This window comes from Arthrobacter sp. IK3 (assembly GCF_051337705.1).
GTDB lineage: Bacteria > Actinomycetota > Actinomycetes > Actinomycetales > Micrococcaceae > Arthrobacter_B > Arthrobacter_B koreensis.
Genome location: NZ_JBPPSW010000004.1, coordinates 61952 through 88872, shown reverse-complemented (window position 1 = coordinate 88872; position 26921 = coordinate 61952). Strand labels below are relative to the sequence as shown.

The 26921-nt window shown below is 67.7% G+C and carries 30 protein-coding genes; 20 read left to right on the top strand and 10 right to left on the bottom strand.

The genetic code is table 11. The features are described 5' to 3' along the window. The 7 genes from ACSLGO_RS06875 to tatA are packed head-to-tail and all read left to right on the top strand — an operon-like array spanning nt 1 to nt 6759. Complete coding sequence (locus ACSLGO_RS06875; RefSeq protein ID WP_436400722.1) at nt 1-2112, top strand: dipeptide/oligopeptide/nickel ABC transporter permease/ATP-binding protein; 2112 nt, start codon at nt 1-3, stop codon at nt 2110-2112. Then, entirely contained in the window at nt 2109-2918 is an 810-nt protein-coding gene (locus ACSLGO_RS06870) for an ATP-binding cassette domain-containing protein (protein WP_387006646.1), read from the top strand. Before ACSLGO_RS06875 ends, ACSLGO_RS06870 begins: the two co-directional genes overlap by 4 nt. 27 nt (nt 2919-2945) lie before the next feature. Continuing rightward, nucleotides 2946-3878, top strand: a complete 933-nt coding sequence (locus tag ACSLGO_RS06865) for a dihydrodipicolinate synthase family protein (RefSeq protein WP_325786744.1) — start codon at nt 2946-2948, stop codon at nt 3876-3878. A 5-nt stretch (nt 3879-3883) separates the two neighbouring features. After that, a complete protein-coding gene (locus ACSLGO_RS06860) occupies nt 3884-4840 on the top strand; it encodes an ROK family protein (protein WP_436400720.1) in 957 nt (318 codons plus the stop codon). Continuing rightward, nucleotides 4833-5507, top strand: a complete 675-nt coding sequence (locus tag ACSLGO_RS06855) for an N-acetylmannosamine-6-phosphate 2-epimerase (protein ID WP_436400719.1) — start codon at nt 4833-4835, stop codon at nt 5505-5507. The genes ACSLGO_RS06860 and ACSLGO_RS06855 overlap by 8 nt, the downstream gene beginning before the upstream one ends. Beyond that, nucleotides 5504-6493, top strand: coding sequence for an alpha/beta hydrolase (locus ACSLGO_RS06850; protein WP_436400718.1), 990 nt, complete (start codon nt 5504-5506; stop codon nt 6491-6493). The genes ACSLGO_RS06855 and ACSLGO_RS06850 overlap by 4 nt, the downstream gene beginning before the upstream one ends. Further along, on the top strand, nt 6490-6759 hold the full coding sequence (gene tatA / locus ACSLGO_RS06845) for a Sec-independent protein translocase subunit TatA (protein ID WP_436400716.1): 270 nt from the start codon (nt 6490-6492) through the stop codon (nt 6757-6759). Before ACSLGO_RS06850 ends, tatA begins: the two co-directional genes overlap by 4 nt. A gap of 118 nt (nt 6760-6877) precedes the next feature. On the opposite strand, the gene ACSLGO_RS06840 is transcribed toward tatA, so the two are convergent. The 3 genes from ACSLGO_RS06840 to ACSLGO_RS06830 all read right to left on the bottom strand — a co-directional run bounded on the left by ACSLGO_RS06840 (nt 6878) and on the right by ACSLGO_RS06830 (nt 11221). Beyond that, nucleotides 6878-8902: a sialidase family protein gene (locus tag ACSLGO_RS06840; protein ID WP_436400715.1), complete on the bottom strand. Its 2025-nt coding sequence runs from the start codon at nt 8900-8902 to the stop codon at nt 6878-6880. Nucleotides 8903-9568: 666 nt separating this feature from the next. After that, complete coding sequence (locus tag ACSLGO_RS06835) at nt 9569-10174, bottom strand: class I SAM-dependent methyltransferase (protein WP_091608435.1); 606 nt, start codon at nt 10172-10174, stop codon at nt 9569-9571. 141 nt (nt 10175-10315) lie between these two features. Next, a complete protein-coding gene (locus ACSLGO_RS06830; protein ID WP_436400714.1) occupies nt 10316-11221 on the bottom strand; it encodes a helix-turn-helix domain-containing protein in 906 nt (301 codons plus the stop codon). A 144-nt stretch (nt 11222-11365) separates the two neighbouring features. On the opposite strand from ACSLGO_RS06830, the gene ACSLGO_RS06825 reads away from it, so the two are divergent. Beyond that, nucleotides 11366-12055, top strand: a complete 690-nt coding sequence (locus tag ACSLGO_RS06825; protein WP_436400713.1) for an SDR family NAD(P)-dependent oxidoreductase — start codon at nt 11366-11368, stop codon at nt 12053-12055. Here ACSLGO_RS06825 and ACSLGO_RS06820 read toward each other — a convergent pair whose 3' ends face one another. Genes ACSLGO_RS06820 through ACSLGO_RS06810 form a run of 3 tightly spaced genes read right to left on the bottom strand, consistent with a single transcriptional unit; the run spans nt 12056 to nt 13406 of the window. After that, a complete protein-coding gene (locus tag ACSLGO_RS06820; protein WP_091608446.1) occupies nt 12056-12463 on the bottom strand; it encodes a VOC family protein in 408 nt (135 codons plus the stop codon). A gap of 14 nt (nt 12464-12477) precedes the next feature. Further along, nucleotides 12478-12918 (bottom strand): helix-turn-helix transcriptional regulator, encoded by a 441-nt coding sequence (locus tag ACSLGO_RS06815; protein ID WP_091608449.1) that lies wholly within the window; start codon nt 12916-12918, stop codon nt 12478-12480. Between the two features lie 32 nt (nt 12919-12950). Beyond that, entirely contained in the window at nt 12951-13406 is a 456-nt protein-coding gene (locus ACSLGO_RS06810) for a hypothetical protein (protein WP_436400711.1), read from the bottom strand. A 282-nt stretch (nt 13407-13688) separates the two neighbouring features. Between ACSLGO_RS06810 and ACSLGO_RS06805 the strand changes: the two genes are divergently transcribed. Continuing rightward, nucleotides 13689-14765, top strand: a complete 1077-nt coding sequence (locus tag ACSLGO_RS06805; protein ID WP_263128098.1) for a 2,3-butanediol dehydrogenase — start codon at nt 13689-13691, stop codon at nt 14763-14765. A 75-nt stretch (nt 14766-14840) separates the two neighbouring features. On the opposite strand, the gene ACSLGO_RS06800 is transcribed toward ACSLGO_RS06805, so the two are convergent. Then, nucleotides 14841-15857, bottom strand: a complete 1017-nt coding sequence (locus ACSLGO_RS06800) for an NADPH:quinone reductase (protein ID WP_263128097.1) — start codon at nt 15855-15857, stop codon at nt 14841-14843. 225 nt (nt 15858-16082) lie between these two features. Between ACSLGO_RS06800 and ACSLGO_RS06795 the strand changes: the two genes are divergently transcribed. The 3 genes from ACSLGO_RS06795 (at nt 16083) to ACSLGO_RS06785 (ending at nt 19053) form a co-directional block, all read left to right on the top strand. Continuing rightward, complete coding sequence (locus tag ACSLGO_RS06795) at nt 16083-17654, top strand: LTA synthase family protein (RefSeq protein WP_419243276.1); 1572 nt, start codon at nt 16083-16085, stop codon at nt 17652-17654. A 110-nt stretch (nt 17655-17764) separates the two neighbouring features. Then, on the top strand, nt 17765-18820 hold the full coding sequence (locus ACSLGO_RS06790; RefSeq protein ID WP_277664949.1) for a DNA polymerase IV: 1056 nt from the start codon (nt 17765-17767) through the stop codon (nt 18818-18820). A 104-nt stretch (nt 18821-18924) separates the two neighbouring features. Continuing rightward, nucleotides 18925-19053: a hypothetical protein gene (locus ACSLGO_RS06785; protein ID WP_255300613.1), complete on the top strand. Its 129-nt coding sequence runs from the start codon at nt 18925-18927 to the stop codon at nt 19051-19053. 96 nt (nt 19054-19149) lie between these two features. Here ACSLGO_RS06785 and ACSLGO_RS06780 read toward each other — a convergent pair whose 3' ends face one another. Beyond that, nucleotides 19150-19839: an EAL domain-containing protein gene (locus ACSLGO_RS06780; RefSeq protein ID WP_436400710.1), complete on the bottom strand. Its 690-nt coding sequence runs from the start codon at nt 19837-19839 to the stop codon at nt 19150-19152. Nucleotides 19840-20044: 205 nt separating this feature from the next. On the opposite strand from ACSLGO_RS06780, the gene ACSLGO_RS06775 reads away from it, so the two are divergent. The 4 genes from ACSLGO_RS06775 (at nt 20045) to ACSLGO_RS06760 (ending at nt 23040) form a co-directional block, all read left to right on the top strand. Next, nucleotides 20045-20836 carry a hypothetical protein gene (locus tag ACSLGO_RS06775; RefSeq protein ID WP_436400709.1) on the top strand — a complete coding sequence of 264 codons (792 nt, stop codon included), beginning with the start codon at nt 20045-20047 and terminating at the stop codon, nt 20834-20836. Nucleotides 20837-20883: 47 nt separating this feature from the next. Then, complete coding sequence (locus tag ACSLGO_RS06770; protein ID WP_433122712.1) at nt 20884-21531, top strand: SRPBCC family protein; 648 nt, start codon at nt 20884-20886, stop codon at nt 21529-21531. A 93-nt stretch (nt 21532-21624) separates the two neighbouring features. Continuing rightward, the gene (locus ACSLGO_RS06765) at nt 21625-22239 is read left to right on the top strand and encodes a TetR/AcrR family transcriptional regulator (protein WP_193313283.1); all 615 of its coding nucleotides are present in this window, start codon (nt 21625-21627) and stop codon (nt 22237-22239) included. Continuing rightward, the gene (locus tag ACSLGO_RS06760; RefSeq protein ID WP_433122711.1) at nt 22240-23040 is read left to right on the top strand and encodes an NAD(P)H-dependent oxidoreductase; all 801 of its coding nucleotides are present in this window, start codon (nt 22240-22242) and stop codon (nt 23038-23040) included. Between the two features lie 52 nt (nt 23041-23092). Here the strand turns inward: ACSLGO_RS06760 and ACSLGO_RS06755 are convergent, their stop codons facing one another. Then, nucleotides 23093-23560: a VOC family protein gene (locus tag ACSLGO_RS06755; protein WP_152275095.1), complete on the bottom strand. Its 468-nt coding sequence runs from the start codon at nt 23558-23560 to the stop codon at nt 23093-23095. A gap of 98 nt (nt 23561-23658) precedes the next feature. On the opposite strand from ACSLGO_RS06755, the gene ACSLGO_RS06750 reads away from it, so the two are divergent. Beyond that, nucleotides 23659-24615, top strand: coding sequence for a helix-turn-helix transcriptional regulator (locus ACSLGO_RS06750; protein WP_325787353.1), 957 nt, complete (start codon nt 23659-23661; stop codon nt 24613-24615). Between the two features lie 180 nt (nt 24616-24795). Further along, nucleotides 24796-25761, top strand: a complete 966-nt coding sequence (locus ACSLGO_RS06745; RefSeq protein ID WP_436400708.1) for an MsnO8 family LLM class oxidoreductase — start codon at nt 24796-24798, stop codon at nt 25759-25761. On the opposite strand, the gene ACSLGO_RS06740 is transcribed toward ACSLGO_RS06745, so the two are convergent. Next, nucleotides 25684-26208, bottom strand: coding sequence for an ASCH domain-containing protein (locus ACSLGO_RS06740; protein WP_325787416.1), 525 nt, complete (start codon nt 26206-26208; stop codon nt 25684-25686). The two genes, ACSLGO_RS06745 and ACSLGO_RS06740, sit on opposite strands and share 78 nt — an antisense overlap. 71 nt (nt 26209-26279) lie before the next feature. Between ACSLGO_RS06740 and ACSLGO_RS06735 the strand changes: the two genes are divergently transcribed. Both ACSLGO_RS06735 and ACSLGO_RS06730 read left to right on the top strand, forming a co-directional pair. Next, nucleotides 26280-26477, top strand: coding sequence for a hypothetical protein (locus ACSLGO_RS06735; RefSeq protein WP_436400706.1), 198 nt, complete (start codon nt 26280-26282; stop codon nt 26475-26477). Continuing rightward, nucleotides 26474-26920, top strand: a complete 447-nt coding sequence (locus ACSLGO_RS06730) for a hypothetical protein (protein ID WP_436400704.1) — start codon at nt 26474-26476, stop codon at nt 26918-26920. The genes ACSLGO_RS06735 and ACSLGO_RS06730 overlap by 4 nt, the downstream gene beginning before the upstream one ends. Nucleotide 26921 lies beyond the last annotated feature (1 nt).

Here is a 26921-nt window from a genome sequence, read left to right as displayed (position 1 = left end):
ATGCGCAACTCCCTGGCCGAACGGCTCAGCAATACCGGAGCCCGCTTCACTGCGCTGAACCTCAGCTCCAAACTCGCGCTGGGTTTCCTGGCGTTCATTGTCCTGGTGGCCGTTTTCGGCCCCTTCTTCGCACCGTTTGGAGAGAACGAATCCAGCGCCCCGGTGCTCCCGCCCGGCGGCGAACACCTCTTCGGCACGGACGGGTCCAGCTATGACGTGTTCTCCCGCATGCTTTACGGCGCCCGCGTCTCCATCTCGATCGGCCTCGGCGCCGTCGCCCTGGCCCTGATCCTCGGTTCCATCCTGGGCGCCATCGCCGCCACCTCCCGCAAGGCCGTCAGTGAGACGGTCATGCGCATCCTGGACATCCTGATGGCCTTCCCGGGCATCGCGCTGGCCGCTGCGCTGCTGTTCGCGCTGCGGGACCACTCGCTGAACCTGTTCGGTTCCACCGTCCCGGTGCTCATCCTCGCGATCGCCATTGTCTACACCCCGCAGCTGGCCCGTGTGGTCCGCGCGAACGTGCTGGCCCAGTACGGCGAAGACTACGTCCGCGCCGAACGTGTGATCGGCGCCGGCCGCACCTACATCCTGCTCAAGCACATTGCCCGGAACTGCGCCGCCCCGGTGCTGGTCTTCGCGACCGTCATGGTTGCCGACGCGATTATCCTTGAGGCATCGCTCTCCTTCCTGGGAGCCGGCGTGCAGCAGCCCGCGGCCTCCTGGGGCAACGTCATGGCGGACGGGCGCAACGTGGTCTTCAGCGGCGCCTGGTGGCCCACCACGTTCGGCGGCATCACCATCCTGCTGACCGTGCTGGCCCTGAACATCCTGGCCGAAGGGCTCACGGATGCCATGGTCAACCCGCGCAGCCGCAAGCCGCGCCGGCAGGCCCCCGCCGCCGTCGGTGCCGTGGCCACCGCCGCACAGCCGTCCGCCCTGGACGCTGCCGGCACGTCGCTGACCGAGCACGACGGCGGTGCACCGGAGACCGCCGATGCCCCCTCCGTGGGCGCGAACGTCCACAAACCCGGCTCGCTCGAGGCCCTGGCCGTAGAGCTGGACCGGCTTGCCGCCGTCGAGGCTACCCGCACCGACCGCCTGCCGGCCGTCGCTGCCGATGCCCCGGTGATCCTGGAAGTGAAGGATCTATCCATCCGCTTCCCGGAACGCTACGGGGACACGGCCATCGTGGACCGGGTGAGCTTCACCGTCCGTGAGGGCGAAACCATGGGCCTGGTCGGTGAATCCGGCTGCGGCAAATCCATCACCTCCCTGGCCATCATGGGACTGCTCCCGCGTACCGCGCAGCTGACCGGGTCCATCCGGTTCAACGGTAAGGAACTGCTCACCAATGATCCGAAGGAACGCGACCGGCTCTACAAGGGGCTGCGCGGGGAGCAGATCGCCATGGTCTACCAGGACGCGCTCAGCTCGCTGAACCCGTCCATGCTGATCAAGGACCAGATGGCCCAGCTGACCCGGCGCGGCGGCCGCAAGAGCCCGCGCGAGCTGCTGGAACTGGTGAAGCTGGACCCGGACCGCACGCTCAAGAGCTACCCCCACGAGCTCTCCGGCGGCCAGCGCCAGCGCGTGCTGATCGCCATGGCGCTCTCCCGCTCACCGAAGATCGTGGTGGCGGACGAACCGACGACGGCGCTGGACGTGACCGTGCAGAAACAGGTGGTGGACCTGCTGAACGAGCTGCGCGAACAGCTCGGCTTCGCCATGGTGTTCGTCAGCCACGACCTGGCCCTGGTGGCATCCCTGGCGCACCGTGTCACGGTGATGTACGCCGGGCAGGTGGTTGAATCCGGCGACGTTTCGGACCTGCTGCAGGATCCCCGGCACGAATACACCCGCGGCCTGCTCGGCGCGGTGCTCTCCATCGAGGCCGGGGCGGACCGCCTGCACCAGATCCAGGGCACCGTCCCCTCTCCCCGGGACTTCGCCTCCGGAGACCGGTTCGCCGAGCGGTCCCTGCGCCCCGACGCCGATCCCAACCAGGTCCTCGAGTTCGTCCAGGTTGGGGACAGCACGCACTACTGGGCCAGCCACGAGACGGGCGCAGACCTCGTTGAAACCGGCGCGAGCACAAGGCAGGAAGCATGAGCACGGAAACCGGCACCACCCCCGTCCTGGAACTGAAGGGCATCAAGGTCCACCACCGGGCCCGCACCGGCTCCCTGTTCCGGCCCAACATCGTCAAGGCCGTGGACGGCGTGGACTTCACCGTCCGCCGCGGCGAAACCGTGGGAATCGTCGGCGAGTCCGGCTGCGGCAAGTCCACGCTGGCCTCCGTGCTGGTGGGACTGCAGGAACCCACCGCCGGTGAGGTGCTCTTCCACGGGCAAAAGGTCAGCACACGGGCCTCCTCCTCGAAGAAAACCTTCGGCCGCGCCGTCGGCGTCGTCTTCCAGGACCCGGCCACCGCCCTGAACCCGCGCATGACCATCCAGGACATCCTCACCGATCCGCTGCAGGTCCACGGCATCGGCACCCAGGCCTCCCGCGCGGCCCGGATAAAGGAGCTGCTCAGCCTGGTCGGGCTGCCGCAGTCCGCCGCGGAGGTTACCCCGCACCAGGTGTCCGGCGGGCAGCGGCAGCGCGTCGCGATCGCCCGGGCCCTGGCCCTGGATCCGTCCGTGATCGTGGCCGATGAACCGACGTCGGCGCTGGACGTTTCAGTCCGCGCGCAGGTCCTGAACCTGCTCTCAGACCTCAAGCGGGAACTGAACCTGGGCATGGTTTTCATCTCCCATGACATCCAGACCGTCCGCTACGTCTCCGACCGCATCTGCGTCATGTACTACGGACGGATCGTCGAAGAGGGCCCGGCCGCCGAGGTCTTCGACCGGCCCACCAATGACTACACCAAGAGCCTGCTCGGCGCGGCTCCCAGCCTTTTGCACGTCTAGAACTAGAACCAAGCACTGGAGAACCACTTGTCACACGCATCAAAGCCCAGCTTCCACGGCGTCATCCCGCCCGTCGTCACGCCCCGCACGGCGGACGGTGCCGTTGACACGGCGTCGCTGGAGAAGCTCACCAAATACCTGCTCGACGGCGGTGTCACCGGGCTTTTCATCCTCGGGTCCTCCGGTGAGGTCCCCTACCTGACCAACGCCGAGCGGGACACGGTGATCCGCACGGTCGCCGGCGTCAACGCCGGCGAGGTGCCCATCATCGCCGGCGCCTGCGAACAGACCACTGCACGCACCGTCGAGGAGGCCCGCCGCCTGGTGGGCCTCGGCGCGGATGCCATCGTGGCGACGTCGCAGTTCTACGCCATCTCGGACATCGCCGAGACGGACACCCACTTCCGGTCCCTGCACGCCGCGCTGGACGTTCCGCTGTTCGCGTACGACGTGCCCGTCCGCACCCACTTCAAGCTTCCGCTGCCGCTGCTGGTCCAGCTGGCCCAGGACGGGGTGCTGGCCGGCGTGAAGGACTCCTCCGGCGACGACGTGTCCTTCCGCCAGCTGCTGCTGGCCACCCGCGGCCTGCCGGACTTCGCCGTGTTTACCGGGCATGAGGTTGTGGTGGACGGCGCGCTGCTGGGCGGCGCCGCCGGTGTGGTGCCGGGCCTGGGCAACGTGGATCCGGCCGGCTACGCCGCACTGTACTCCGCGGCAAAGGCCGGCGACTTCGCCGAAGCCGCCCGCGTCCAGGACCGGCTCGCCGGCCTCTTCGACATCGTCTACACACCCACCCCCGGCCGGGTCTCCCCCGGCGCGGCAGGCCTGGGCGCGTTCAAGACCGCGCTGATGCTGCTCGGCGTCATCGACACCAACGTGATGTCCGCACCGATGACCGCCCTGAACGACGCCGAGACCGCCGCCATCCGCGGCATCCTCGAACGCAGCGGACTGCTCTGATTCCCATGCGGCATGTTCTCGGCATCGACCTGGGCGGCACCAAGACGGCGGGCGGGATTGTCGACGCCGGCGGGAACGTGGTGTTCTCCGCCGCGGTCCCGACTCCGGCGCAGGCCGGCGCGGACAGCGTCCTGCGGGCCGCCGCCAAGCTGGCCGCATCCCTGCTGGCCGAGGCCGAAAGCCGGGGCCTGCAGGTGGACGCCCTGGGCATCGGCTCGGCCGGCGTGATCGACTCCGCCCGCGGCGTCGTACTGTCAGCCACGGACTCGATCCGCGGCTGGGCCGGAACCGCGCTGACCGCAGAACTCTCGGCCCGCACCGGGCTGCGCTGCACGGCACTGAACGACGTCCACGCGCATGCCCTGGGCGAAAGCTGGCTCGGCGCCGGTGCCGGTGTTCCGAGTGTCCTCTTCCTGGGCATGGGCACCGGCGTTGGCGGCAGCTACGTGCTGAACGGACAGCCGCTGGAAGGCGCATCCTTCGCCGCCGGACACACCGGGCACCTCGCCTCGCCGTTCGCCGTCGAGTCCGGGCAGCCGGTGCCCTGCAGCTGCGGCGGCGCAGGGCATGTGGAGGCCGTCGCCTCCGGGCCGGGCATCTTCGCGCTCTACACCCGGCTGGGCGGCAGCACGGCGGCGGATACCCGCGGCGTCTATGCGCTGGCAGCCGACGGCGACCCCGTAGCCGCGAAGGCACTGCACCGCGGTGCCGCAGCGGCCGGCTCGGCGATCGGCGGGCTGGCCAACGTCCTTGATCCGCACATTGTGGTGGTGGGCGGCGGCCTGGCCTTCGCCGGTCCGCTCTGGTGGAACACGATGGAAACCCAGGCCCGCGCCGAGCTGCTGCCCCCGCTCGCGGACCTGCTGATCGTGCCCGCCCAGCTGGGCGAGACGGCCGCCATCCGCGGCGCCGCCCGCCGGGCCCTGACGCTCATTCCCGCTACCGAAGGCTCCCATGCTTAATCTCCAAACCCTCCGTTACTCCCTGATCGTTTCCTGCCAGGCCTACCCCGGCGAGCCGATGCGGGATCCGCAGACCACCGCACAGGTGGCCCAGTCCGCCGTGATTGGCGGTGCCGCTGCCGTCCGGGTGCAGGGACTCAGCGACATCGCCCGGGTGCGTTCCGCCGTCGAGGTTCCCGTCATTGGCCTCTGGAAGGACGGGCACGACGGCGTCTTCATCACCCCTACGCTGCACCACGCCCTTGCCTGCGCCGGAGCCGGGGCCCACATCGTGGCTCTGGACGGTACCCGCCGTGAACGTCCGGATGGACTGTCCCTGGCCCAGACCATCGCCGGCGTCCACGAAGGCTCCAACGCGCTGGTCATGGCGGACTGCGGATCAGCCGCCGACGCCGTTGCTGCCGCCGAGGCGGGTGCGGACATTATCGGCACCACACTCGCCGGCTACACGGGCGAGCGGCCGAAGACCGACGGTCCGGATCTTGAACTCCTGGCGGAGATTGCTGCCCTTGACCTCGGCCTGCCGCTGATCGCCGAGGGCCGCATCCACACCCCGGCACAAGGCCGGGCCGCGCTGGACGCCGGAGCGTTCGCCGTCGTGGTGGGCACTGCCATTACGCATCCGGCGACCATCACCGGCTGGTTCGCGGACGCGCTGGCACCGTGACGTCCTTCCGGGCCGTAGGGTCCTTCCGGGAGCGGGTGGATCCGGAGCTGCTGGCCGGGCTCGCGTTTTCCGAGGAACATCCACCCCCGGTGTCCCTGGCCGAACTGGCAGGCTTCCGGGAGCAGGCAGAGGCGCCGGCCGCCGCCGTCGTTGATCCGGGAGTGCGCATCCGGGACTATGCAGCCAACGGCGTGCCGCTCCGCGTCTTTACGCCCTCCGGTCCCGGCCCGCACCCTGCCGTTTACTGGATCCACGGCGGCGGGATGATCGCCGGCAGCGCCGAGCTGGATACGGCCTACTGCGCGGAGCTGAGCGTGCGCGTCGGGGCTGTGGTCGTGGCGGCGGATTACCGGCTTGCCCCGGAGCATCCGTATCCGGCGCCGCTGCAGGACGTGCTCGCCGGACTGCGCTGGCTGTTCACCGCCGCCGGGGAGCTGAACGTTGACCCCGGGCGCATCGCCGTCGGCGGTTCCAGCGCGGGCGGCGGACTGGCCGCCGGTCTGGCGCTGCTCAACCGGGACCAGGACCGGCTGCCCCTGGCGTTCCTCTACCTGATGTACCCCATGCTGGATCCCACGCACAGCTCCGCGTCCGCCCGGGAATTTAGCAGCATTCCCACCTGGAACCGCGCCCACAGTGAGTTCGCGTGGAGCTGCTACCTGGCCGGTGCTGCTCCGGTGCCGCCTTACGCGGCACCCGCGCTGGCCGAAGATGTTGCGGGGCTGCCCCCGGTGCTGCTCCAGACCGCGGAGCTGGATCTGTTCCGTGACGAGGACATCGCGTTCGCGGCGAAGCTGATGCAGGCCGGCGTTCCCACGGAACTGCATGTCTATCCCGGGGCCTATCACGGCTTCGAACTGAACTGCCCGGAATCTTTTGTGGGCGCCCGGTGCCTGCTGGACCGGAACCGCGCCCTGGCCCGGGCGCTGCACGGCACAACCACCGATACTCTGCTGACCACCGCTACGAAAGGCACCTGCTCATGAGGCTTGAAGGCTGGCACATTGTCATCATCATCGTCATTGCGATTCTTCTCTTCGGCGCTCCCAAGCTTCCCGGCCTGGCGCGCAGCGTCGGCCAGTCCCTGCGGATCTTCAAGTCCGAGGTCCGGCAGCTGAAGGAGGACGACGTTCCTTCCGCGAAGACGGATCCCGGGCACGGCGCAGTCGTGCCCCCGGTTCCTCCGGCTCCCGCTCCCGCCTCCCGTCGCGAGGCCAGTTACGGCTCGTATGAGGCGCCAAAGGAGCCCTAATTGACCTCTCGATGAGGGGGATTCCGTTCGGCAAGGGGGGCCGGGACGTGCTCTTCGGAAGGCCATGGGCCGCCGGTTCCGCAGCTGCGGAACCGGCGGCCCATGGTTTTTCCGTGCCTTACTTCAGGCGCACGGCTTCGCCCAGCACCCGGCCCGCGGCGCTGGACGCACCGGAGACGTTCCAGGCTGTGTCCGGGACGAAGTATCCCCTGGCGACGTCGACGGCAGTGACCGTGTAACGCGGCGTGGTGCAGTTGTAACCGGCCCCTGCCGGGAGCGCCGAGTAGCGGCAGTTACCCGTTCCCGGAGGAACAAACGGACTGAAGTTGCCGGAAGTGGGGACCACCGCTGCGGTGGCCGGCCCGGTGTTACTAACGTCGAACCGGTACGAGACCGTCTCGCCCGCGGAGTAGGGGTCCGAAACGACGTTGCGCGCGGCGTCGTCCCGGCTGCCGGTGATGCTGACTCCGGCGAGGGAGCCCGCAGGAGCCTGGATGCCGCTCTTCAGGGCTACCGGATAGCCCAACACCTTATCGGTGCCCGAAGCCGCTCCGGAGATCGCCCACGTGGTGTCCGGAACGAAGTACCCCTGCGCCACTTCCTCGGCGGTAACCGTGTGCGCCGGAGCAGTGCACACGTAGGAAGCGCCCGGGGCCAGGGAGAGGTAACGGCAGTTGCCCGTTCCCGGGGCGGTAAGCGGTGCGAAGTTACCCGCCGTCGGCGTCACGGTAACCGTCCCTGCATTGTTGTTCCTGACAGTGAAACTGTAGCTGACGCTCTGGCCCGCGGTGTAGGGATTGGCGGCAAGGTCGCGCGAGGTGTCCGTGCGGGTACCGGAAATGCTCACACCGGCAACGGTGGTGGTGCTGGGCGCCGGGGGCGGCGTGCAGCTGTTCAGCCAGCTGTCGCTGAACTTCGCGAACATGATGCCGTTGCTGTAGCTGGATTCGTACAGCACGCCGATCTGCCCGCTTTCCAGCCGGGTGACTGTCGAATATGCGGAGAAACCGGATCGGATGGTCCGCGGCACTCCCCAGGTGGCGCCGTCGTCACAGGAAACCCGGGCGGAAACGTTTTGCCTGCTGTCCGGATTATTGGCGTTGGTGAAGATCAGCTTCTTCGCGTCGGCGCTGCCGGCAGGAGCGTCCGGGAAGAGCCGGGCGATCGCCGCGTTGTTGGCAGGATCAGTCAGCGCCGTGTCCAGGGTGACGGGCCCGTACGAGGCGCCGCCGTCGGTGGATATCGCCACCTTGCGGGCGTTGTCCGCGGCGTTGTTGGAGCGGGAGTTGAGCATCACCCGGCCGTCGGAGAGTTCCACTGTCTTGTTCTCGTCCATCCGGGTGCCCACGTTGGCGCCCTTGATCCAGGTGGCTCCGTGATCATCGGAGTACACGCTGTAGGCCTGGATGGCGTTGGTTCCGTCCGCCTGCCGCACGTCCCCGGCGAATTGCTGGATGAGCCGTCCGGCGTGGGGCCCGTAGCGCAGCTGGATGCCCTCTCCAGAGCTGGCGAACATGCTGCGAACGTCTCCGGGCTGCGGGTTCGTGGTGCTGCTTCCGGGTTTGACGATGCTGGTGATCAGCCGTGGCGCACCCCAGGAGAGTCCGCCGTCGCTGGATTCGGAGACTTGCGCGCTGATGATGTTCCGGTTCGCGTCATCGTTGCCGAAGGTGCTGCTGGCATACCCCGCGTTCTTGGAATAGACGGAGAACAGGAACAGCTTCCCGGTCTCGGCGTCGTACACGAAGCTGGGATCGCTGTAGCCGAACTTGCCTGCTCCGTTGTTGGCCGTGTCCAGGTTCCCGGCCAGGATGGTGCGCTGTGCGTCCCATGTGGCTCCGCCGTCGGTGCTGCGGCGCATGACGATCGAGTTTGGGTTAGGCGAATCAGCGGCGTTGTTGGGCCGGCCGTCCCAGGCGGCAACAACGACGCCGTTGCCGAGGTAGCTCAGGGCCGGAATGCGGTAGGCGGCGAACGGGCTCACCACTGTGGCACCGAGGTTCTGCTCGCTAAAGGTTCCGGGTGGATCGGTAGGCGCGGCGGCTGCCGGACCGGCAACCAGAAGGCTGCACAGCGCGACGCCGGCGGCGAGCGCAGCAGCGGCTAGGCGGCCGGGCCTTCGAAGCAGGGGTGATCGGGACATCTCGGTCCTTTCAAGAGCCGGCAGTGGACCCGCCGGCGGCCGGCCCGCTGCCGGGCGGCGGCAGGACCAGTCCGCCACCGGATCCGCCCCGGATCACTCCATGGCATGTAATCCAACGTTGGACATCCTATGACTGTAGAGAGGGGTGTGGCTGTGGACAATGGTTCGCGTCCAAACTCGTGTGACCGGTGGGGACATTGGGTCCGTCGGTGGGTGCCGCGGGGAGGGTAGCTGGGTGGGGCGGCGCGAGTGGGGCGCGGGGGCGTTGGGGTTGGGCGTCGCAGGGGGTCGCAGGCGCGGCGGGGCGGAGCAGGCTCGGCAGACGCGGGGGCCTCGCAGGCGCGGCAGGCGGAGACGCCGGGGCTGGGCAGGCACGGCGGGCACTGCACCCCGTGCGGCGCATGCATCGGGGAGTTCGGGTCGCTGAGAGATACCCTGCCGCATCTCTCGAGACTTCGGGTCGCTCAAAAGCACCCTGCTAAATCCTTCGGGGAGATAACGTCCCTTCGACGCGCCCAAAGCAGCGCCATCCGAACGCAGGATGTGGCAGCGGGCCCCAAAAGAGCGTTATCTCCCCGAAGGATGCGCCGCCCGCGTGACTTCCACCCCACATCGAACTTCGGCGCCGGCGGACGCCGAGGCTAGCGGCAGGCTAGGACGCCGAGGTTAGCGGCGGCCCAGAACGGCAACCAGGAAGTCCGACTCGACGTCAAACGGACGCAGGTCCCAGGTGGAGAACTTCTGCTCGACAGTCAGCCCCACGGAGGAGGCATCCTCAAAGAAGGTCCCGAAGTCGTAACCGCGGCCTGCGCCGAAGCCGACGACGATTCGCCCGCCCGGCGCCAGATGCTGCTTCATCCTTTCCAGGGCATCCGGCGCGGTTCCGGGAGCCAGGAACGCCATCACGTTGCCGGCGCTGACAATCAGGTCGAACGGCTCGGCAATACCCTCGGCGGGCAGGTCCAGTTCGGTCAGGTCCATGGTGAACCAGGGAAGGTCCGGGAAGTCCTTCTGCGCGGCCGCAATCAGTTCCGGGTCAACATCAACGCCGACGACGCTGTGCCCGCGGCGGGCAAGCTCGCCACCCACACGTCCCGGACCGCAGCCTGCATCGAGGATCCGTGAGCCACGAGGAAGCATTGCGTCCACCAGCCGCGCTTCGCCGGCCAGGTCAGCTCCGTCTTCCCGCATCTGCTCGAAGCGCTGGATGTACCAGGCTGAGTGGTCCGGGTTCTGCCGCTTCTTTGCTTCCCACAGGGTTTCTTTACGCACCCCTCCAGCCTACGCGGACTGCGCTCAGGAACCGGCGCACGGATTCCCAGCCGCCGTAACGCCTGTTCCCGAATGGGACCCCACCTGCATCACCGCTAACAGGGGCTGGGAGCAGCCCATCCCCCGTTCCCGGGCCCCGGATCAGACCGTGGGCTCCTGCGACCCTGCGAGGTAGGACTCAGGGCGCCGGGAGACCCTGGAGTCCGCCCACTGCGACTCCCCGGCGGCTGGGAGGTGGGCCGATGCCAGCAGCGCCAGCTTCCCGGAGTCGTCCGTCCCCTGTTCCGGGTGGAAGACCACCAGCGTGATTCCGTCCGCCCCGCCCACCTCCAGCCGTTCCCGGTTCAGAGTCAGCTCTCCAACCTGCGGGTGGTTCAGGCGGAGGGAACCGCCCGTCCTGCCCTTTACGTCGTGTTTGGCCCAGAGCTTCACGAACCTCGGGCTTGCCAGCGAAAGCTCGCCGGTCAACTCGATGAACCGCGGATCGTCAATGTCCTTGCCCACGGCCTGCCGCAGGCTTGCCACCAGGCATTCAGTGACCTCCTCCCAGTCCGGGTACAGGTCCTGTTCCGTCGGATCCAGGAACAGGTCCCGGAGGTGGTTACGGCCGGCGGACAGCCTCGGTGACAGCGCGCTGGCCAGCGGATTCGCAGCCAGGACGTCGAAGTAGCGCCCCTCGAGGAACGCCGGCTGCGTCATGGAATTCAACAGGTTCAGCGCGCCGGGCGGAGGGACCTCGGCACGGGCCTTCCGTCTGCGGGGACTGGGGGCCTCACAGACCAGGGCCACCAGATGGGCCAGGTGGTCCTGGTCCAGGCGCAGCACCCGGGCGAGTGACTCGACCACCTGCAGGGACGGATTCCGGTCCCGTCCGCGCTCAAGCCTCAGGTAGTAGTCGGCGCTGATTCCAGCCAGCATCGCCACCTCCTCCCGCCGCAGCCCGGGCACGCGCCGCACTCCGCCGTCGGGAATTCCCGCCTGCTGGGGAGTCACAAGGGCACGCCGGGCCCGGAGATAGGCTCCGAGTGCGTTGGTCGTCTCAGTCATGGGATTACAGTACGACGCCGCGGACCGGCGGAAGAGGGCCCTGTCACACCCCTGGATAAAGGGGACACTGGTTGCTGCCAAGTGCCGCTCCTAGCTTGGTAGCAGGCCCGGACCGGGCCGGCAGCTTTCAACCCAAGGAGTCCCATGACCGTCACATTGATCACCGGCGCCAACCGCGGCATCGGCTACGAAACCGCCCGGCAGCTCATCAGGCTTGGCCAGACCGTCTGGATCGGCGCCCGGGATGCCGAACGCGGGGGAAAAGCCGCGGCAGAGCTCGGTGCCCGGTTTGTGCCCCTTGATGTCACCGACGATGCTTCCGTAAGCGAAGCACTGGACACCATCGGCCGGGCCGAGGGAGCTCTGGACGTGCTGGTGAACAACGCCGGAGTGATGGCCACCGGTGTCCCGGACGGACCCTCGGCGCTGCGCTCCTTCGATACCAACGCCGTCGCTATTGTCCGCGTCACTGAGGCTGCGTTCCCCTGGCTGCGCCGGTCCCCGAACCCAGTGGTCGTGAACGTCACTTCCAGCATGGGGTCCTTCTGGGCGGTGACCAACCCGGAACGTCCGGAGTCCACCATCAGCGCCGCTCCCCTGTACGCAGCCTCCAAGGCAGCCGCAACCATGCTCACGGTCCAGTACGCCAAGGCGCACCCGGACGTGAAGTTCAACGCGGTGGAGCCCGGCTTTACCGCCACGGACATGACTGCGGACATGGAGGGCGGACGTCCGGTGGAGGACAGCGCGGCCGTGGTGGCGCGGCTGGCAGCGCTTGGCCCGGAGGGACCCACCGGAACCTTCACCGACGAGACCGGCGTGCTGCCCTGGTAGCTACACGCCGTTGATGCGGATCTGGTTGCCGGCCGGGTCGCGGAAAGCGCAGTCGCGGATGCCGTAGGGCTGGTCGGTCGGTTCCTGGATGACTTCCGCGCCGGCCGACTGGACGGCGTCGAACGCCGCATCCACATCTGTGGAGGAGAGCACCAGGGTGGCGAACGTCCCCTTGGCCATCATCTCGGCAATCATCCGCGTCTCTTCCTCGGTGATGGAGGGATCAGCGGACGGCGGATACAGCACCACCGAGACCTCCGGCTGGCCCGCCGGGCCCACGGTGATCCACCGCATTCCCTCGTAGCCGACGTCGTTCCGCACCTCGAAGCCCAGGGCGTCACGATAGAACGCGAGGGACTCGTCGGGGTCGGTCTGGGGCAGGAAACTGTTGGATATGTTCAGGTTCATGCCGGCAACGATAGTTAGCGGCCGGCGGGCTGCGCTTCTTGATTCCTGACCGGTTTGGAAACGTTCTTCGCGACGCAGGACGGCATGCCTTTGGTCGCATCCGCGTGCTCGCGCCGGTAGGTGCTCGGCGGGATGCCCACCAGTTCCGTAAAGCGGGTGCTGAAAGTGCCCAGTGAGGAACAGCCGACGGCGAAGCACACCTCGGTCACGGACAGGTCGCCGCGGCGGAGCAGGGCCATGGCCCGTTCGATGCGCCGGGTCATGAGATACGAATACGGCGCCTCGCCGAAGGCCCGTTTGAACTCCCTGCTCAGGTGCCCGGAAGACATGTGCGCGTCGCGGGCGAGCGCATCAACGTTGAGGGGCTGGGCGTACTCCCGGTCGATCCGGTCCCGGACGCGGCGGAGCACCACCAGATCCCGCAGCCGCTGGTTCTGGGCTGTACTGCTGGACATGGGGATACGGTAACCCCTGTGTGCGGGGCAGGCTAGGGAGCTGCGCTTCGTGCGCGCATTTCGCGGTGCCGGTTCACGAATCGCAGCACCCACACCAGGAGGGCATTCCCGGCGAGGGTTCCGCCGGCCACCAGGATGGCGCCCACGGCCCACAGTCCGGAGTCATCGCCGAGGGCAGCGGTCAGCATCCAGGCAGCTGTGAACCCAACGGGGAGCGCAGGAATCAGCAGCAGCGGACGGAGAACCTTCACGCCCATCCAGGCCAGCACCATCCAGGTCACTGCGCAGCCGGCAACCTGCCACGACTCGTACGGGCCGGAGCTCTCACTTCCGGAACCGTCCCGGACGGTATCCCAGGCAAACCAACCCCACCACAGGCCTGCGCCGAGCACGATGAAGGCGATGGCCGCACCGGGCTGCAGCGTCCGCGCCCCGGCGGGTGTCGGGACAGGGCGGGTGTTAGCGGAGCCGGGCGCGGTGGAGGTCATGCCTCAACCCTGCCACCCGGACGGCGCACGGCAAAGGAACCGCCCGGGCGCGGTTCAGCCGCGTGGTTCCTTCGGGCAGCCTCTTCACGGCGTACCCGGATCCACTGATACAGGCCGAAGGCGCACAGGCAAACCATCCCTGCAACCGCCAGCACCCGCCACCACCTCCCCGCCCCCCGCTGTGCGCGCAGCGGTCCAGAGGCCTACGGTGGGAAGTGAGGAGCGCAGCGCACTGTGCTTTTCCCAGAAGTCCAGAAGAACGTCCGGAAGAATGGAGTAGTCATGAAAGCCGCCCGCTACTACGACCGCGGTGATATCCGCGTGGACGAGCTGCCGGAGCCGGAGGTTCTGCCGGGAACCGTGGGGATCAACGTCGCCTGGTGCGGCATCTGCGGTACCGACCTCCACGAGTATCTCGAGGGGCCCATCTTCGCGCCGGGCCACGGACAGACCCACCCCATCTCCGGTGAGGGATTGCCGGTCACGCTGGGCCATGAGTTCTCCGGCGTGGTGTACGCCGTAGGCGAGGGTGTTGAGGACCTCGAAGTCGGCCAGCACGTGGTCGTTGAGCCCTACATCATCCGGGACGACGTCGACACCGGTCCGGATAGCCGGGACTACCACCTCTCTCCCGACATGAACTTTATTGGCCTCGCCGGCCGCGGGGGTGGGCTGGGTGAGAAGGTGGTGGTGCAGCGGCGTTGGGTGCATCCCATCGACAACTCGGTTCCCCTGGACCAGGCTGCCCTGATCGAACCCCTGTCAGTCGGGTATCACGCCGTGGAGCGGTCCGGTGCGAAAGCAGGAGACGTGGCACTGGTCGGCGGCGCGGGGCCTATTGGCCTGCTGACCGCTGCTGTCCTCAAAGCCCAGGGCGTCACCGTTGCCATCTCCGAGCTCAGCCCGCTGCGCCGCGAGAAGGCCCTGGAGGCCGGCGTCGCCGACTACGCCCTGGACCCGTCCCAGGTGGACGTGGCGGAAGAGGTACGGAAGATAACGGATGGCAAGGGCGCGGACGTCGCATTTGAATGCAGCAGTGTCCAGGCGGTGCTGGACACGCTGATGGATGCCCTTCGTCCCACGGGAGTGCTGGTGGTCGTATCCATCTGGGGCAAACGCTCGGATTTCGACATCCACAAACTGGTGATGAAGGAAATCGACATGCGCGGCACCATCGCCTATGTGAATTCCCACCCTGCCACCATCGAACTGGTGGAGTCCGGCAAGATCGACCTCTCACCGTTCATCACCGGGAAAATCGGTCTGGAGGGGCTGGTGGACGAGGGTTTCGACACCCTCATCAACCGCAACGAAACAGCGGTGAAGATCCTGGTCTCCCCCTCCGGCGAAGGTCTCTGAGTACTCTGACTAAAGACTGAGGTGCCGGTGCGCGGGACGGATCCCACGCACCGGCACCGCCTTTTATAAGCGGCTCTAGGAGTCGCCCGATACCCGGATCAGGACCTTGCCCGTCACACCGCTTTCGACGGCGTCGTGCGCGGCAGCGGTCTCCTCCAGCGGGAACCAGGTCAGCGGCAGGCCTGCTTCTTCGCCAACCGGGAGGACGCCGTTGCGCAGTGCTTCCGTAATGTCCTTCACGGCGGCCTGGTGCGCCGCTTCGCCCTCGGTATAGACAAGGACACCCTGCCAGCGGACGTTCTTCGCGAAGCTCGCAACAATCGGCGCGGTGAACTCTTCACCATTGTTGTTCGCGTAATAGGCGATGCTGCCGTGGTTGGCGATGACCTCGACGTCCAGCGCCGCGTTCTGCGCCGGGGACACCTCAACAATGTGGTCCACGCCGTCCGGAGCGATCTCGCGGATCCGGCGGGCTTCGGCGGGATCGGGGTAACGCACAATGTGATGCGCGCCGGCCGCGCGGGCGAGCTGTGCCTTGGCGTCGCTGCTCACCGTGGCGATAACGGTAGCGCCCGCCCAGGCAGCCAGCTGGATCGCTGCGTGGCCCACTGCTCCGGCTCCGCCCTGCACCAGCACGGTGCGGCCGTCCAGGGATCCGGGGGCAAGGCGGCCGGGACCGAATTCGTGGACCGTCAGGGCGCGGTGCGCGGTCATCGCCGGGACGCCGAGGCTGGCTGCGACGTCGAACCCGATGCCTTCGGGGAGCACGACGGCGCGGTCCGCGGGCAGCACGGTGTATTCCTGTGCGGTGCCGGTCGGCCGCCCGTGCGCTGCGAGGTAGATCCATACCCGGTCCCCCACGGCCAGGCCGGAGACACCTTCACCGACTGCATCCACCACGCCGGCACCGTCCTGGTTGGGCACCACCTCATCGAACGGGACGCCGCCCATGCGGGCCTTCCAGTCCGTGGGGTTCACCCCGGACACGGTGACGCGGACCCGCACTTCCCCGGGACCGGGATCGGCAACCTCACGCTCGGCGAGGGAGAGGACAGAGGACGCTCCGGACTCGGAGTAGACGATTGCTTTCATAGAGGATTCCAAGGAGTAAAGGCATTCATCTATTCCCCGCCGGGCACTGCTTTTCCGGCCGAATGCGGACCTTCCGCACGGCCCGGCACGGCAAACAACGGGTGAACACGGCATGAGCACTGGTTGAACGAGAAGCGAAACCGCACTAAAATGCCATGGACCCGAGAACGGGTAATTGTCAAGAGGTTTGTGCAAAACCCAAATCCTGGATTGTGAGGTGCTTCCGTGGCCGGACGGTTTTCTTCCGCTGCCCGCCGCGGCGGCGCCATCGCGGGGCAGGTCCTGATCTATCTCCTGCTCTGGGCCGGGCTGGTGATGCTCGGCGCTGCCGGCGTCATCCACTTCAACTGGGGCCGCATTTCCGTGGGCCAGATGCTCCTGAACCTGATGTCCGTGGAGCCCGACGGCGGCGGCGGCTCAATTGTCTGGACCGCCATCCTGTGGATCGGCGTCGTACCCGTGCTCCTCACCGTTGCCGCAGTGCTCTGGCACCAGCACCGGCGGCGCCGCCGCCGCGTTTCCGGCGGGCATCTGCGCACCCCGCGCCCGCACTGGGTGATGCGCGTCCTCGCCACGTTCGTGGTCTCGGCCGTCGTCGTGGGCGGCACCACCGCGTTCGCCACCACCGTCAGCCTTCCGCAGTACATCAAGGCTGCGATGTCCCAGTACGACATCGGCGATTACTACTCCGCGCCGTCCGTCAGCGCCGGTGCCGAAAAGCGCAACCTGGTGATGATCTACCTGGAATCCGGCGAACAGACCCTCGCGGACGACGAACTGTTCGAAAAGGACGCCTTCGTCCCCCTGAAGGACGCCACCAGCGCGGACAAGGGCTGGCAAAGCATTGAAGACTTCCAGCAGTACAAGGGCGGCGGCTGGACCATGGCCGGCCTGGTTTCCACGCAATGCGGCATTCCGCTCAAGGGCAGCGGCCTGGGCGGAGGCGGCAGCAGCAGCTCCGGCAAGGACGCCCGCAACGTGGCCGACGGCGATGTGGACACCTATCTGAGCGGCACCACCTGCCTGGGCGACGTGCTGCAGGACAACGGCTACACCAGCGTGTTCATGGGCGGGGCCAGCTCCACGTTCGCGGCCAAGAAGACATTCCTCACCGGCCACGGCTATGACCAGGTGCTGGGCCTGGCCGACTGGCGGGAAGCCGGGGAATCCGAGGAGGACTTCCGTCCCGACTGGGGCCTCAGCGACGAGCGGCTGATGGCCAACGCCAAGGACAAGGTGGATGAGCTGCACGCCGGCGCGGAGCAGACCGGCAAGCCGTTCAACCTCTCCGTCCTCACCCTGGACACGCACGAACCCGTGCACATTTATGACTACTGCACCGTGGACACCGAAAACGTGGTCACCTCCGCGTTCCACTGCTCCATGGTCCAGGTGGCGGATTTCGTGAACCATCTGGAAGCCCAGGGCTACCTCGAAGACACCGCTGTGGTCATCATGGGCGACCACCTCAAGCACATGAGTGCCGGCGATGCCTTCCATGAACAGCTGGACTACCACCCGAACCGCACCATCTTCAACCGAATCTGGGTTCCCGGCGGCGCCGGCGCAGAGCTGCGGCCCGGGGTGGACCAGCTGAGCATGTTCCCCACCATTCTCGAAGCAGCGGGCCTCACCGTGAAGGACCATGAAGCCGGCCTCGGCGTCTCGGCCTTCACCCGGCAGATCCCCCCGGGTTCGGCGCAGTTCCTGGCCCCGGAAATGTATGCCGAGCTGCTGGATTCAAACTCCAGCCGGTTCTACGCCGGTGCCTGGGCCGGCGAAGCGCTGGCCCGCTAACCGACGCGCGCACCTATCCGCGCCCGGACCTCCTGCGCGTTCGACCCTCCCCGCCGGTGCCATTTAAAGGAATCTCCGGCACACTGGGTCCCGTGAGCTCAATCCCCTGGGTGCTGCACGTGGATCTCGACCAGTTCATCGCAGCGGTCGAGGTGCTGCGCCGCCCTGAACTGGCGGGAAAACCGGTGATCGTGGGCGGACGCGGGGACCCGACCGAGCGTGCCGTTGTGTCCACGGCGTCCTACGAAGCCCGCGCCTTCGGTGTCGGGTCCGGGATGCCGCTGCGGGTCGCCGCGCGGAAAGTGCCCGACGCCGTGTTCCTCCCCGTGGATGCGGAGGCCTACCTCGCCGCCTCGGAATCCGTGATGTCCACACTGCGGGCCCAGCCAGGCGCCGTCGTGCAGGTCCTTGGCTGGGACGAAGCGTTCGTGGGGATCGACGCCGGGGATCCGGAAGCCTACGCGCGGACCCTGCAGGCCGCCGTCCTGGCCGAGACCCGGCTGCACTGCAGCGTCGGCATCGGAGATACCCTGATCCGGGCCAAGAACGCCACCGATTTTGGCAAGCCTGCCGGAACGTTCCGACTGACGGAGGAGAACTGGCTGGACGTCATGGGCGCCAAGCCCACCAAGGACCTCTGGGGCGTGGGCAACAAGATCTCTGCGCGGCTGGCGAAGCTGGACATCCATACCGTGGCCGAGCTTGCCGCAGCCGATCCGCAGGCCCTGGTTCCGGAGTTCGGACCCAAGATGGGCCCCTGGTACGCCACGCTCGGACGCGGCGACGGAAGCCGGGAAGTGGACGACACTCCGTGGGTGGCGCGCGGGCACAGCCGGGAGACCACCTTCCAGACCAACCTCACCGATCCGGAGCAGGTGCGGGGCGCCGTCGAACAGCTGACCGCGGAGGTTCTTCGGGATGTGGCGGCGGAGGGACGGCCGGTTATCGGGCTGACGCTGAAAGTCCGGTACGCCCCGTTCACCACCAAGACCCACGCCCGGAAAATTCCGGAGACCTTCGACCGGGATGAGGTCCTGGCCAGGGCGCTGGACCTTGCGGGGGCGATCGAAGACGGCCGTCCCATCCGGCTGCTCGGGCTGCGGGCGGAAATGACCATGCCCGACGACGCGCGGAAGGGACACACGCCCACGCGCGGCGGCTGGTAAATCCGTGACCGCAAAGGGGTGGTACGGTCTGCCCCGGCGGGTGCACGATGGGTCTTACCGGCCGGGCGGACGGATCCCGGGTCCTCGAAGGAAGGTGCAGTCCCATGGCAGATCTCGGAGGAATGGCGGACAAGGCCAAAGAAGCAGCCCAGGACAACCCGGAGAAGGTTGACCAGGCCAAGGACAAGATCAAGGACGCCGTCGACGGAAACAAGGACGACGAACAGAACTGACCCCGCAAACATCAACGGCCGGGCCGCCCGTCACCGGGCGGCCCGGCCGTTTCGGTGTGTCAGGAAGCGGCTGTTCGCCGGGCTCCCGGGCTGGCGTTACGCGGCCCGGACCTGTGGAAGTTCCTCGAACGCAGGCTTGGCGAACCAGTAGCCCTGGAAGAGCCGGATACCGGATTCCTTCAGAACCTCGAACTCCTGCTCGGTCTCGATCCCTTCGGCCAGCACGGTGATGTCCAGGTCCCCTGCGATCGCGAGGATTCCGTCCACGACTGCCCTGCGGGCCGGACTGGTGTCGATTCCGCGGATCAGCTTCATGTCGATCTTGATCAGGTCCGGCTGGAAATCAGCCAGCAGCCCCAGCCCCGCGTATCCGGCACCGAAGTCATCCAGGGCAGTGGTGAACCCGTGCCTGCGGTATTCAGTGATGATGTTCGTGAGGTGGCCGGTGTCCCGGACTTCTTCGTTTTCGGTGAACTCGAACATGATCGAGGACATCGGAAAGCTGAACCGGCGGGCAGCATTCAGCGTGGCGCGCAGGCAGGCCGCCGGTTCGTAGACCGCTTTCGGCAGGAAGTTGATGGACAACTTCAAACCTTCCTCCGCGGGAAACAACCGGGCTGCCAGTTCGATCGCCTTGATCCGGCAGTCCTGGTCGAACCGGTACATCTGGTCCGGGGACACCTTGGACAGGACCTCGAAAGCGCCCTCGCCGCCCATTCCGCGGACCAGTGCCTCGTAGCCCCACACACGCTGTTCGACGGCGTCGTAAATCGGCTGGAAAGCCATGCTGAAATCGAAATCGAGCTTTGAAGCCGTACTGCAGCCGTCACATGACATGGAAGTCCCCCGGAGATTGATGTACCTGAAGATTACAGCGGGCTGCACCTTTTCCGGAGCGCCCGGTAACGGCACGACTCCGTTGCCAAGGTGAATGCCGTTTCGCCCGCCGCCCGCTAGGGTGGGACGACTGTCCGCTCTGTCCGGGGGAACCATGAAGAAAGCCATCTCCATCCCTGCCCTTTCACTGCTGCTCCTGACCGGGTGCGCGGCAGCTGACGCAGCGCCGGAAGCCGTGGCGCCGCCGCCGTCCGCGACGCCGTCTGCACCAGTATCCCCCGCGGCGCAGGACACGGAGGAACAGGCCTGCACAAGGCTCATGGGCACCGACGGGAGCGGCCCGCTCTACGAAAGCATTCGCCTGGTGCGGATCAGTGACGGAACGTTCGGCTTCCAGCCTTCGACGCCGGAAAAGACGGAAAAGCTGCACCAGACAGTCCTCGCCGCTGCCGATGCAGCTCCTGAGGATCTGGGCGCACTGCTGACTGATCTGTCCTCTGGCACGGCGGGCGCCCTGCAGGTGGCGGAGAGCAACGAGGGGTGGTCGGTTTACTTCAGTCCCGAAGGCTGGAGCGCCGCCGCCGGTCAGCTGCTGAGCCGCTGCGCACCATACGAGCCTGCTGCTGCCAGTGTCCCGGCCGGGGCGGATCTCGGATCCCCGGACGCTGTGGGCGCCCGGTTCCCGGGCTACCCGCTGGTGGTGGATGCTTCGTCCATCGATTACCGTGCGGGTGCCTGGCTCGCCGGCAAGCTGGCGGACGGACGGGTAGTGGCGCTCGCCCCCGGTCTCTATGCCCCGTATGACCCGGCTGTCCCAGACCTGGGCTCCTACTACGCCGGATCCGGGGAAGTCTCCGGGGACAGCGCCGTCAAGCAGACGGTCTTTCCAGGCTCCAGCGCGGCCGGGGCATTCACCGGGGTAACGGCCGGAACCCAGGAGCCCTGACCACTTCCATATTGTCCTGCCTCTGCACCAGTGCAATATTGGGACGCATGCGGTGGACACGGCGTCTGACAGGTCTGGCGGCGGCCGCCGCGTGTGCTGCCGCCGCGGTACTGGCGCTGCGCCGCGCATCCCTTCGGTGGGGCGCCACCGAGGCAGAGCGTGCCATGGACCTGCCGGGGGACGAACTGCTTCGCGTGCCTGATCTCACGGCGACCCGCGCCATCTCCATCGCCGCGCCGGCGTCGGCGGTGTGGCCCTGGCTGACGCAGCTCGGGCAAAACCGCGGCGGCTTTTACAGCCATGACTGGCTGGAGAACCTGATTGGCCTGGGTATTCACAGCGCGGAAACCATTCGGCCGGAGCTGCAGGTTCAGGAACTCGGAGAGACTGTTGATCTTGCGCCGGGTGCCGGGCTCGCGGTGGTCAGGCTCGACGGCGAACGAGCCCTCGTGCTGGGCGGCGGAGTCGGGCCGGGTGTTTCCCCAAGCCCCCAGAGCGGCGGCGTTCCCTACGATTTCACCTGGGCCTTCGTTCTCCTGCCCCGGCCCGGCGGATCTACCCGGCTCGTGGTCCGTGAACGCTACGCCTACCGGACCGGATGGGCCGCAGCACTGGTAGAACCCGTGGAAATGCTCAGCTTCCTCATGTCCGAACGGATGCTGCGCGGCATCCGGGACCGCGCAGAGCGGACTTAGAGCGCCGTCGTCAGCACGCCGCGGAGAAACCCTGGAACTTCTGAGTTACCAATGGTAAGTTACGGATAGTAACTTACTTGCAACGGGAGTCCAATGACCACCACTAATCCATCGACCCGAGCACCGCGGCGCCGCCTGTCCAAACCGGAGCGCCGGGTCCAGCTGCTGGAAATGGCCCGGGAGCTCATCCGGGACGCGGGGACTGACGGGTTCACGCTCGGACGGCTCGCAGACCGGGCCGGGGTGACCAAACCGCTTGTGTATGACCATTTCGGCGACCGCGCCGGGGTCTTCGCGGAGCTGTACCGCGAGTTCGAGGCACGGCAGCGGAGCACCCTTTCCGCCGCCCTCGCAGAGGCCGAACCCCGGCTGCCCGTCATAGCGGAACTGGTCTCCGGCGCCTATATCGACTGCTGCCTCGCCGAAGGACGGGAACTGGCCGACGTCGTTGCCGCCCTCTCCGGTTTCGCAGCGCTGGAGGGAGTCCGGCAGGAGGCTGAGGACGCCTACCTCGCCATGTGCCGAACTGCCCTGGAGCCGTTCGCCGGCTCCCTCGGACTTGCCCAGCTGCAGGCGATCGTCGGTGCCGGGGATGCCCTGGCCCGCTCGGCGCTCTCCTCCCGCATCTCTGCCGACCAAGCCCGCAGCACCCTGACTTCCGTGGTGCTTGCCGTCGCCGGCACCACCGGCTCCACCCAGGAGGACTGAATGCCCATCTCCCATCCCCCCACCGCGGGACGCGCCCTGTGGGTGACCGCCCACCCCCGCGCAGAGTCCCTGAACGGACGCCTTTTCCGCGAAGGCGTCGAGACCTTGTCCACCCGCTTCGAGGTAGCCACCTCGGACCTGTACGCGCAGGGCTTCGACCCCGTGCTGGGCGATGGCGACCTCGGTGATCTGGCAGGCGTGCCAGGCAACCTGGCCGCACAGGCCGGGGAATCCTATGCGGCCGGCCAGCTGCCACCCGAGGTGCAGGCAGAGCAGGCCAAACTCGCCGCAGCCGAGCTGCTGATCCTGCAGTTCCCGCTCTGGTGGTACGGCCCGCCCGCCATCCTCAAGGGCTGGTTCGACCGCATTCTCACCGACCGGTTTGCCTACGGTGACCTGGATCCTGAGCTCGGAGTCCCCCGGCGTTATGGCGACGGCGGGCTGACGGGGCGCCGGGCGCTCGTCGTCGTCACGGCCGGGGAAGACGAACGGTCAATCGGGCCCCGCGGCATCAGCGGCGACCTGGAATCACTGCTTTTCCCGCTGACCCACGGCGTGCTCTGGTACACCGGCATTGAAACCCTGGACCTCCACGTGGTGTACGACGCCGATGACCTGGACCCTGCCCGCGCGGAGCTGGAGGTCAAACGGCTCCGGGAGCGGCTGCTGCTCCTGGAGGACGAGAAGCCCAGGCGCTTCCGGGCCCTGCGCGACGGCGACTACCGCGGCACGCGCGCCCTCCGCGCGGACATTGCACCCGGCAGGATGGATTTGGGCATCCATTTCGCGGACAGCCCGTAGCCGGCCCCGCCCCGTCCTCACGCAACGGGCCGCCAAGCGATCCCGAGCCTGCTCAGCCTGCAGAGGGCGCTTCGACGTCGAGCACCCAGGTGACACCGAAGCGGTCCGTGAGCATGCCGAAGCCGGGGCTCCAGGCGGAGGCGGCCAGCGGTTCAATGATCTCGCCGCCGTCGGCCAGGCCGTCCCAGAGCGTGCGCACTTCCTCCAGGTTCTGCCCGCGCAGGGACTGGAAGAACGTGCGGTCCGTGATGGTGGTGCCGTTTTCGCGCCGGGTGGTCCCTGCGGTCCGGGTAACGTCGGAGTCGTCCTGCCCCGGAATGTCATACGCCATGAGGCGGAAGCCGTCAGCCGTCTCGAGCTGGCCGAACACAATCTTGCCGGCACCGGGAGCCTCCTGGGGCATGCCGAAGTCGCCGTACGTCGCTGCCGTCACGGCGCCGCCGAAGACCGACCGGTAAAACTCCAGGGCCTTGCCGGCGGTGCCACGGAAATTCAGGTGGGTTGTGGTGGAAATACTCATGGGATCTGTTCCTCTCAGTCGGCACCCTTTGTGCCGTAAATCCACACTGGACCTGGTAGCGGACAGGATGTGTCCTCTTCTTCCGGGATACTCAATTCATGCCCGGAACGTCCGCACGAATGCTAGCCCTGCTCTCGCTGCTGCAGTCCCGGCGGGATTGGCCGGGGCAGGTCCTGGCCGAACGGCTGGACGTCACGGTCCGAACCGTTCGGCGGGACGTGGACCGGCTCCGCGAACTCGGCTACACCATCGCGGCAGTCAAAGGCCCCGACGGCGGTTACCGCCTGGCAGCGGGAACTGACCTTCCGCCGCTGCTGTTCGACGACGAGCAGGCGGTGGCCATCGCCGTCGCACTCCAAAGCGCACCCTCCAGCGGCGTGGCTCTGGATGAGGCCGCTGCCCGGGCACTGACAACGGTGAAACAGGTCATGCCCTCACGGCTGCGGCACCGGGTGGAGGGCATCCAGTTCACTGATGCCGGGACCTCCGCCCGCGTGGATCCGGTTGTCCTCGAAGCGGTCAGCACGGCGGCCAGGGACCAGAGGGTCCTTCGGTTCAGCTACGGCGAAGACTGGGCGCTGCCGCCCAAGAGGGTTGAACCGCATGCCGTAATTGCCCGCCGCAGCCGCTGGTACCTGGTGGCCTGGGACCTGGATAAGGCGGACTGGCGCATTTACCGGCTGGACCGGATGGGCCCCAAGTCCCCCGCGGGAGCGCGTTTTGTGCCGCGCCCAATCCCCGGCGGCAGCGCGGGCTCTTTTCTCTCGGCGCGGCTGAAGGGATCGGAGGACGGAGATGCGTGGCCGTGCCGGGGTGAACTGCTCATCGAACTGCCTGCGTCCGCCATAGCGCCGTGGATCGGCGACGGCGACCTGGAGGAAGTCTCCGCGGCATCCTGCCGGGTGCGGGTGGGGTCATGGTCCTGGGCGGGGCTGCTGTCCTGGGCGGTGCGCTTCGACGCGCCGTTTACCGTTCTTGGCCCGGAGGCGTTCACCGCTTCGCTGCCAGGGTTTGCGGACAGGATTTCCGCGGCATACCGGGGGCCGGGTGGCTGAGCCCTGCTCGGAACCGGCTGCCCCCGGGCCGGAGAACGACGCCGGGCGCGCCGGGAATGCCGCCCGTCCCGCCCATGTTGCCCCGGGTATGACCAGCCTGCATCCAGTCCGTCAATCCACCGCCCCGGCGGGCGTCCCGGATACCGGGGCCAGGTCCGGGTCCGGGTCCGGGGGCTCGTGATGCGTGTTTCACTGCTCGACCGGTCCCGCAGCCGCGCGGGTGCGTCAGATGCCGAGACCATCGCCGGCACCGTGGAACGGGCCGTGCGGGCGGAGGCGCTGGGATTCCGGCGGTTCTGGACCGCAGAGCACCATGGAGTACCGGGCATCGCCTCCTCTGCTCCGGCAGTGCTGCTGGCTGCGATCGGTGCGCGCACCCGGCACATTCGGCTCGGCAGCGGCGGGATCATGCTGCCTAATCACCGCCCGCTCGTCGTAGCGGAGCAGGCACTGCTGCTCGAATCCCTGTATCCGGGCCGGATCGATCTGGGGCTGGGCGGGTCCCTGGGTTTCACTCCCGCGGTGCGCCAGGCGCTGGGGCGCCGGCTCCTGCGGGACGGCGAATACACTGCCGAAGTCAGCGAGGTGCGGAACTATTTGTCGGGCCGGGCAGCGATCACCGCCCGGCCGCAAACCGCTCCCCCGCCAATGTTCCTGCTGGCTATCAAGGACGGCCTGTCCCTGGCGGCCCGGCTGGGCCTGCCGGCCGTCGTGGGCGGTCCGCTGCTCCACGACGCCGCAGCCATTGAGGGCTACTTCCGCGACTATCAGCCAACGCCCGAGGCACCGGAACCGTATCTGATCGCCTCGGCGGAGGTTCTGGTGGCGGAAAGCGCCGAGCGGGCCCGGGAACTGCTGCTGCCTGAAGCATGGGCGCACGCGGACTCGCGGGAGGTGGGCGAGTTCAGGCCGCTGCGCCCTGTGCAGGAAGTGAAGCGGCTGCTGGAGACTGCCAGCCCGCGCAAGGCCGCCGCTGTGCGGAACTGGCCGGCCTCCGCCGTCGTTGGCACTCCCGCACAGGCAGCCGAACGGCTGGCAGCGCTGCTGGAACGGACCGGCGCTTCGGAGCTAATGGCCAGCGTGAGCGCCTTCGACCCGGCTGACGTCGCCGCGACGGATACCTTCCTGGCTTCCCTGCAGGACTGACGCCTGCGGCGGCCACACCACGGTGAACCGTTCAAAGACGATGTCTTCAGCTTCAGACCACTGCCGCCCCTGGGCCGCCGATACGCGTGTCCAGTAGCGGCGGTGCTCACGTTGCCAGCTCTCCAGGCTGAGATCGTCTTCGCCCTCGTCCCGGGCAAACGCTGCATCGGCGCTGGTGAAGGGGCCGAGCCGCAGTTCGGTGGTACGCAGGACGATCCGGGGCGTTCCGGTTCCGTCACACGCGATCCAGTGCGACCCGATCCTGGGCAGCGAATCTCCCCGGCCCAGGAAATCGGCCGCGAGTTCCGACGTCGCGCGTTTCCGTCCGCTGAGCACGTGCCCAAGGAGCTCGTCCGCCAGCCTGCGAGTATCCCCAAAATGCTCCACGGTGTACTCGGGGCACGCGGCCACCGCTTCCGGGTGGGCGGCGGTGTATTCGTGCCACATTCGGACGGCGGCGGGATGGTCGGGCTGGCTTACCGGTTGGGATTCCACCTGCCCATGATGTCAGGTGCGGCGTGGGGTTCGCCGCTTCCCTGGCGGCCCTGCTGGTCGGCTTCATTCCGCCGTCGCAGTTCGCATCCGGCAATCCCGGGATCTACGTCCTGGTTGTCGGCGGCGGCGCCCTGGGCCTTGGCCTGCTGGTGCCGTTCCTCTTTTACCGGTCCCGTAAGCCTTCCTTGAAACAGGACGCACTGCCGGAGGTGGAGTCATGAGCACACCGGGTGAACATCAGCCTCAACGCGAGCGCACCTGGATCTACATCGTTGCGGTGGTACTGCTCATCGGCCTGGGGCTGTGGGCCGTGCTCGCTTTCGGGGCCGCCCGGCAATCACGTGAAGCGGAGGAGAAGGCGGACAGATTCATCACGCCGGTCGAGGCCGCCGGCGTCCGCACCCCGGACAAGGACCAGGTGATCCGCATCCTGGGCGATGACGGAGGTGCGGCCTGCGCCAACCCGAATGCGGCACTCAGCCGGGCAACCCTGAACTCAATGCTGGCCAACGGCGCCGCGGGCCCCGGCGCCAGGCCGGTGATTTCGGACCGCCGGGCGGTCCTGGGACAGCTGCTGATCATCGAGGTCTACTGCCCCGCCGAACTGGATGAATTCAAGGCGTCAATCGATGACCTGAAGACCGACGACGTGACGGGAACCTGAC

Bases quoted from the DNA above. Each gene is read 5' to 3' on its own strand.
- ACSLGO_RS06745 (WP_436400708.1), top strand. From the start codon at position 24,796: ATGCGTGTTTCACTGCTCGACCGGTCCCGCAGCCGCGCGGGTGCGTCA.
- ACSLGO_RS06740 (WP_325787416.1), bottom strand. From the start codon at position 26,208: ATGTGGCACGAATACACCGCCGCCCACCCGGAAGCGGTGGCCGCGTGC.
- ACSLGO_RS06730 (WP_436400704.1), top strand. From the start codon at position 26,474: ATGAGCACACCGGGTGAACATCAGCCTCAACGCGAGCGCACCTGGATC.
- ACSLGO_RS06840 (WP_436400715.1), bottom strand. From the start codon at position 8,902: ATGTCCCGATCACCCCTGCTTCGAAGGCCCGGCCGCCTAGCCGCTGCT.
- ACSLGO_RS06765 (WP_193313283.1), top strand. From the start codon at position 21,625: ATGACCACCACTAATCCATCGACCCGAGCACCGCGGCGCCGCCTGTCC.
- ACSLGO_RS06775 (WP_436400709.1), top strand. From the start codon at position 20,045: ATGAAGAAAGCCATCTCCATCCCTGCCCTTTCACTGCTGCTCCTGACC.
- ACSLGO_RS06770 (WP_433122712.1), top strand. From the start codon at position 20,884: ATGCGGTGGACACGGCGTCTGACAGGTCTGGCGGCGGCCGCCGCGTGT.
- ACSLGO_RS06815 (WP_091608449.1), bottom strand. From the start codon at position 12,918: ATGTCCAGCAGTACAGCCCAGAACCAGCGGCTGCGGGATCTGGTGGTG.
- ACSLGO_RS06875 (WP_436400722.1), top strand. From the start codon at position 1: ATGCGCAACTCCCTGGCCGAACGGCTCAGCAATACCGGAGCCCGCTTC.
- ACSLGO_RS06785 (WP_255300613.1), top strand. From the start codon at position 18,925: ATGGCAGATCTCGGAGGAATGGCGGACAAGGCCAAAGAAGCAGCCCAG.
- ACSLGO_RS06825 (WP_436400713.1), top strand. From the start codon at position 11,366: ATGACCGTCACATTGATCACCGGCGCCAACCGCGGCATCGGCTACGAA.
- ACSLGO_RS06855 (WP_436400719.1), top strand. From the start codon at position 4,833: ATGCTTAATCTCCAAACCCTCCGTTACTCCCTGATCGTTTCCTGCCAG.
- ACSLGO_RS06755 (WP_152275095.1), bottom strand. From the start codon at position 23,560: ATGAGTATTTCCACCACAACCCACCTGAATTTCCGTGGCACCGCCGGC.
- ACSLGO_RS06800 (WP_263128097.1), bottom strand. From the start codon at position 15,857: ATGAAAGCAATCGTCTACTCCGAGTCCGGAGCGTCCTCTGTCCTCTCC.
- ACSLGO_RS06860 (WP_436400720.1), top strand. From the start codon at position 3,884: ATGCGGCATGTTCTCGGCATCGACCTGGGCGGCACCAAGACGGCGGGC.
- ACSLGO_RS06760 (WP_433122711.1), top strand. From the start codon at position 22,240: ATGCCCATCTCCCATCCCCCCACCGCGGGACGCGCCCTGTGGGTGACC.
- ACSLGO_RS06805 (WP_263128098.1), top strand. From the start codon at position 13,689: ATGAAAGCCGCCCGCTACTACGACCGCGGTGATATCCGCGTGGACGAG.
- ACSLGO_RS06780 (WP_436400710.1), bottom strand. From the start codon at position 19,839: ATGGCTTTCCAGCCGATTTACGACGCCGTCGAACAGCGTGTGTGGGGC.
- ACSLGO_RS06810 (WP_436400711.1), bottom strand. From the start codon at position 13,406: ATGACCTCCACCGCGCCCGGCTCCGCTAACACCCGCCCTGTCCCGACA.
- ACSLGO_RS06870 (WP_387006646.1), top strand. From the start codon at position 2,109: ATGAGCACGGAAACCGGCACCACCCCCGTCCTGGAACTGAAGGGCATC.
- ACSLGO_RS06750 (WP_325787353.1), top strand. From the start codon at position 23,659: ATGCCCGGAACGTCCGCACGAATGCTAGCCCTGCTCTCGCTGCTGCAG.
- ACSLGO_RS06820 (WP_091608446.1), bottom strand. From the start codon at position 12,463: ATGAACCTGAACATATCCAACAGTTTCCTGCCCCAGACCGACCCCGAC.
- ACSLGO_RS06830 (WP_436400714.1), bottom strand. From the start codon at position 11,221: ATGACTGAGACGACCAACGCACTCGGAGCCTATCTCCGGGCCCGGCGT.
- tatA (WP_436400716.1), top strand. From the start codon at position 6,490: ATGAGGCTTGAAGGCTGGCACATTGTCATCATCATCGTCATTGCGATT.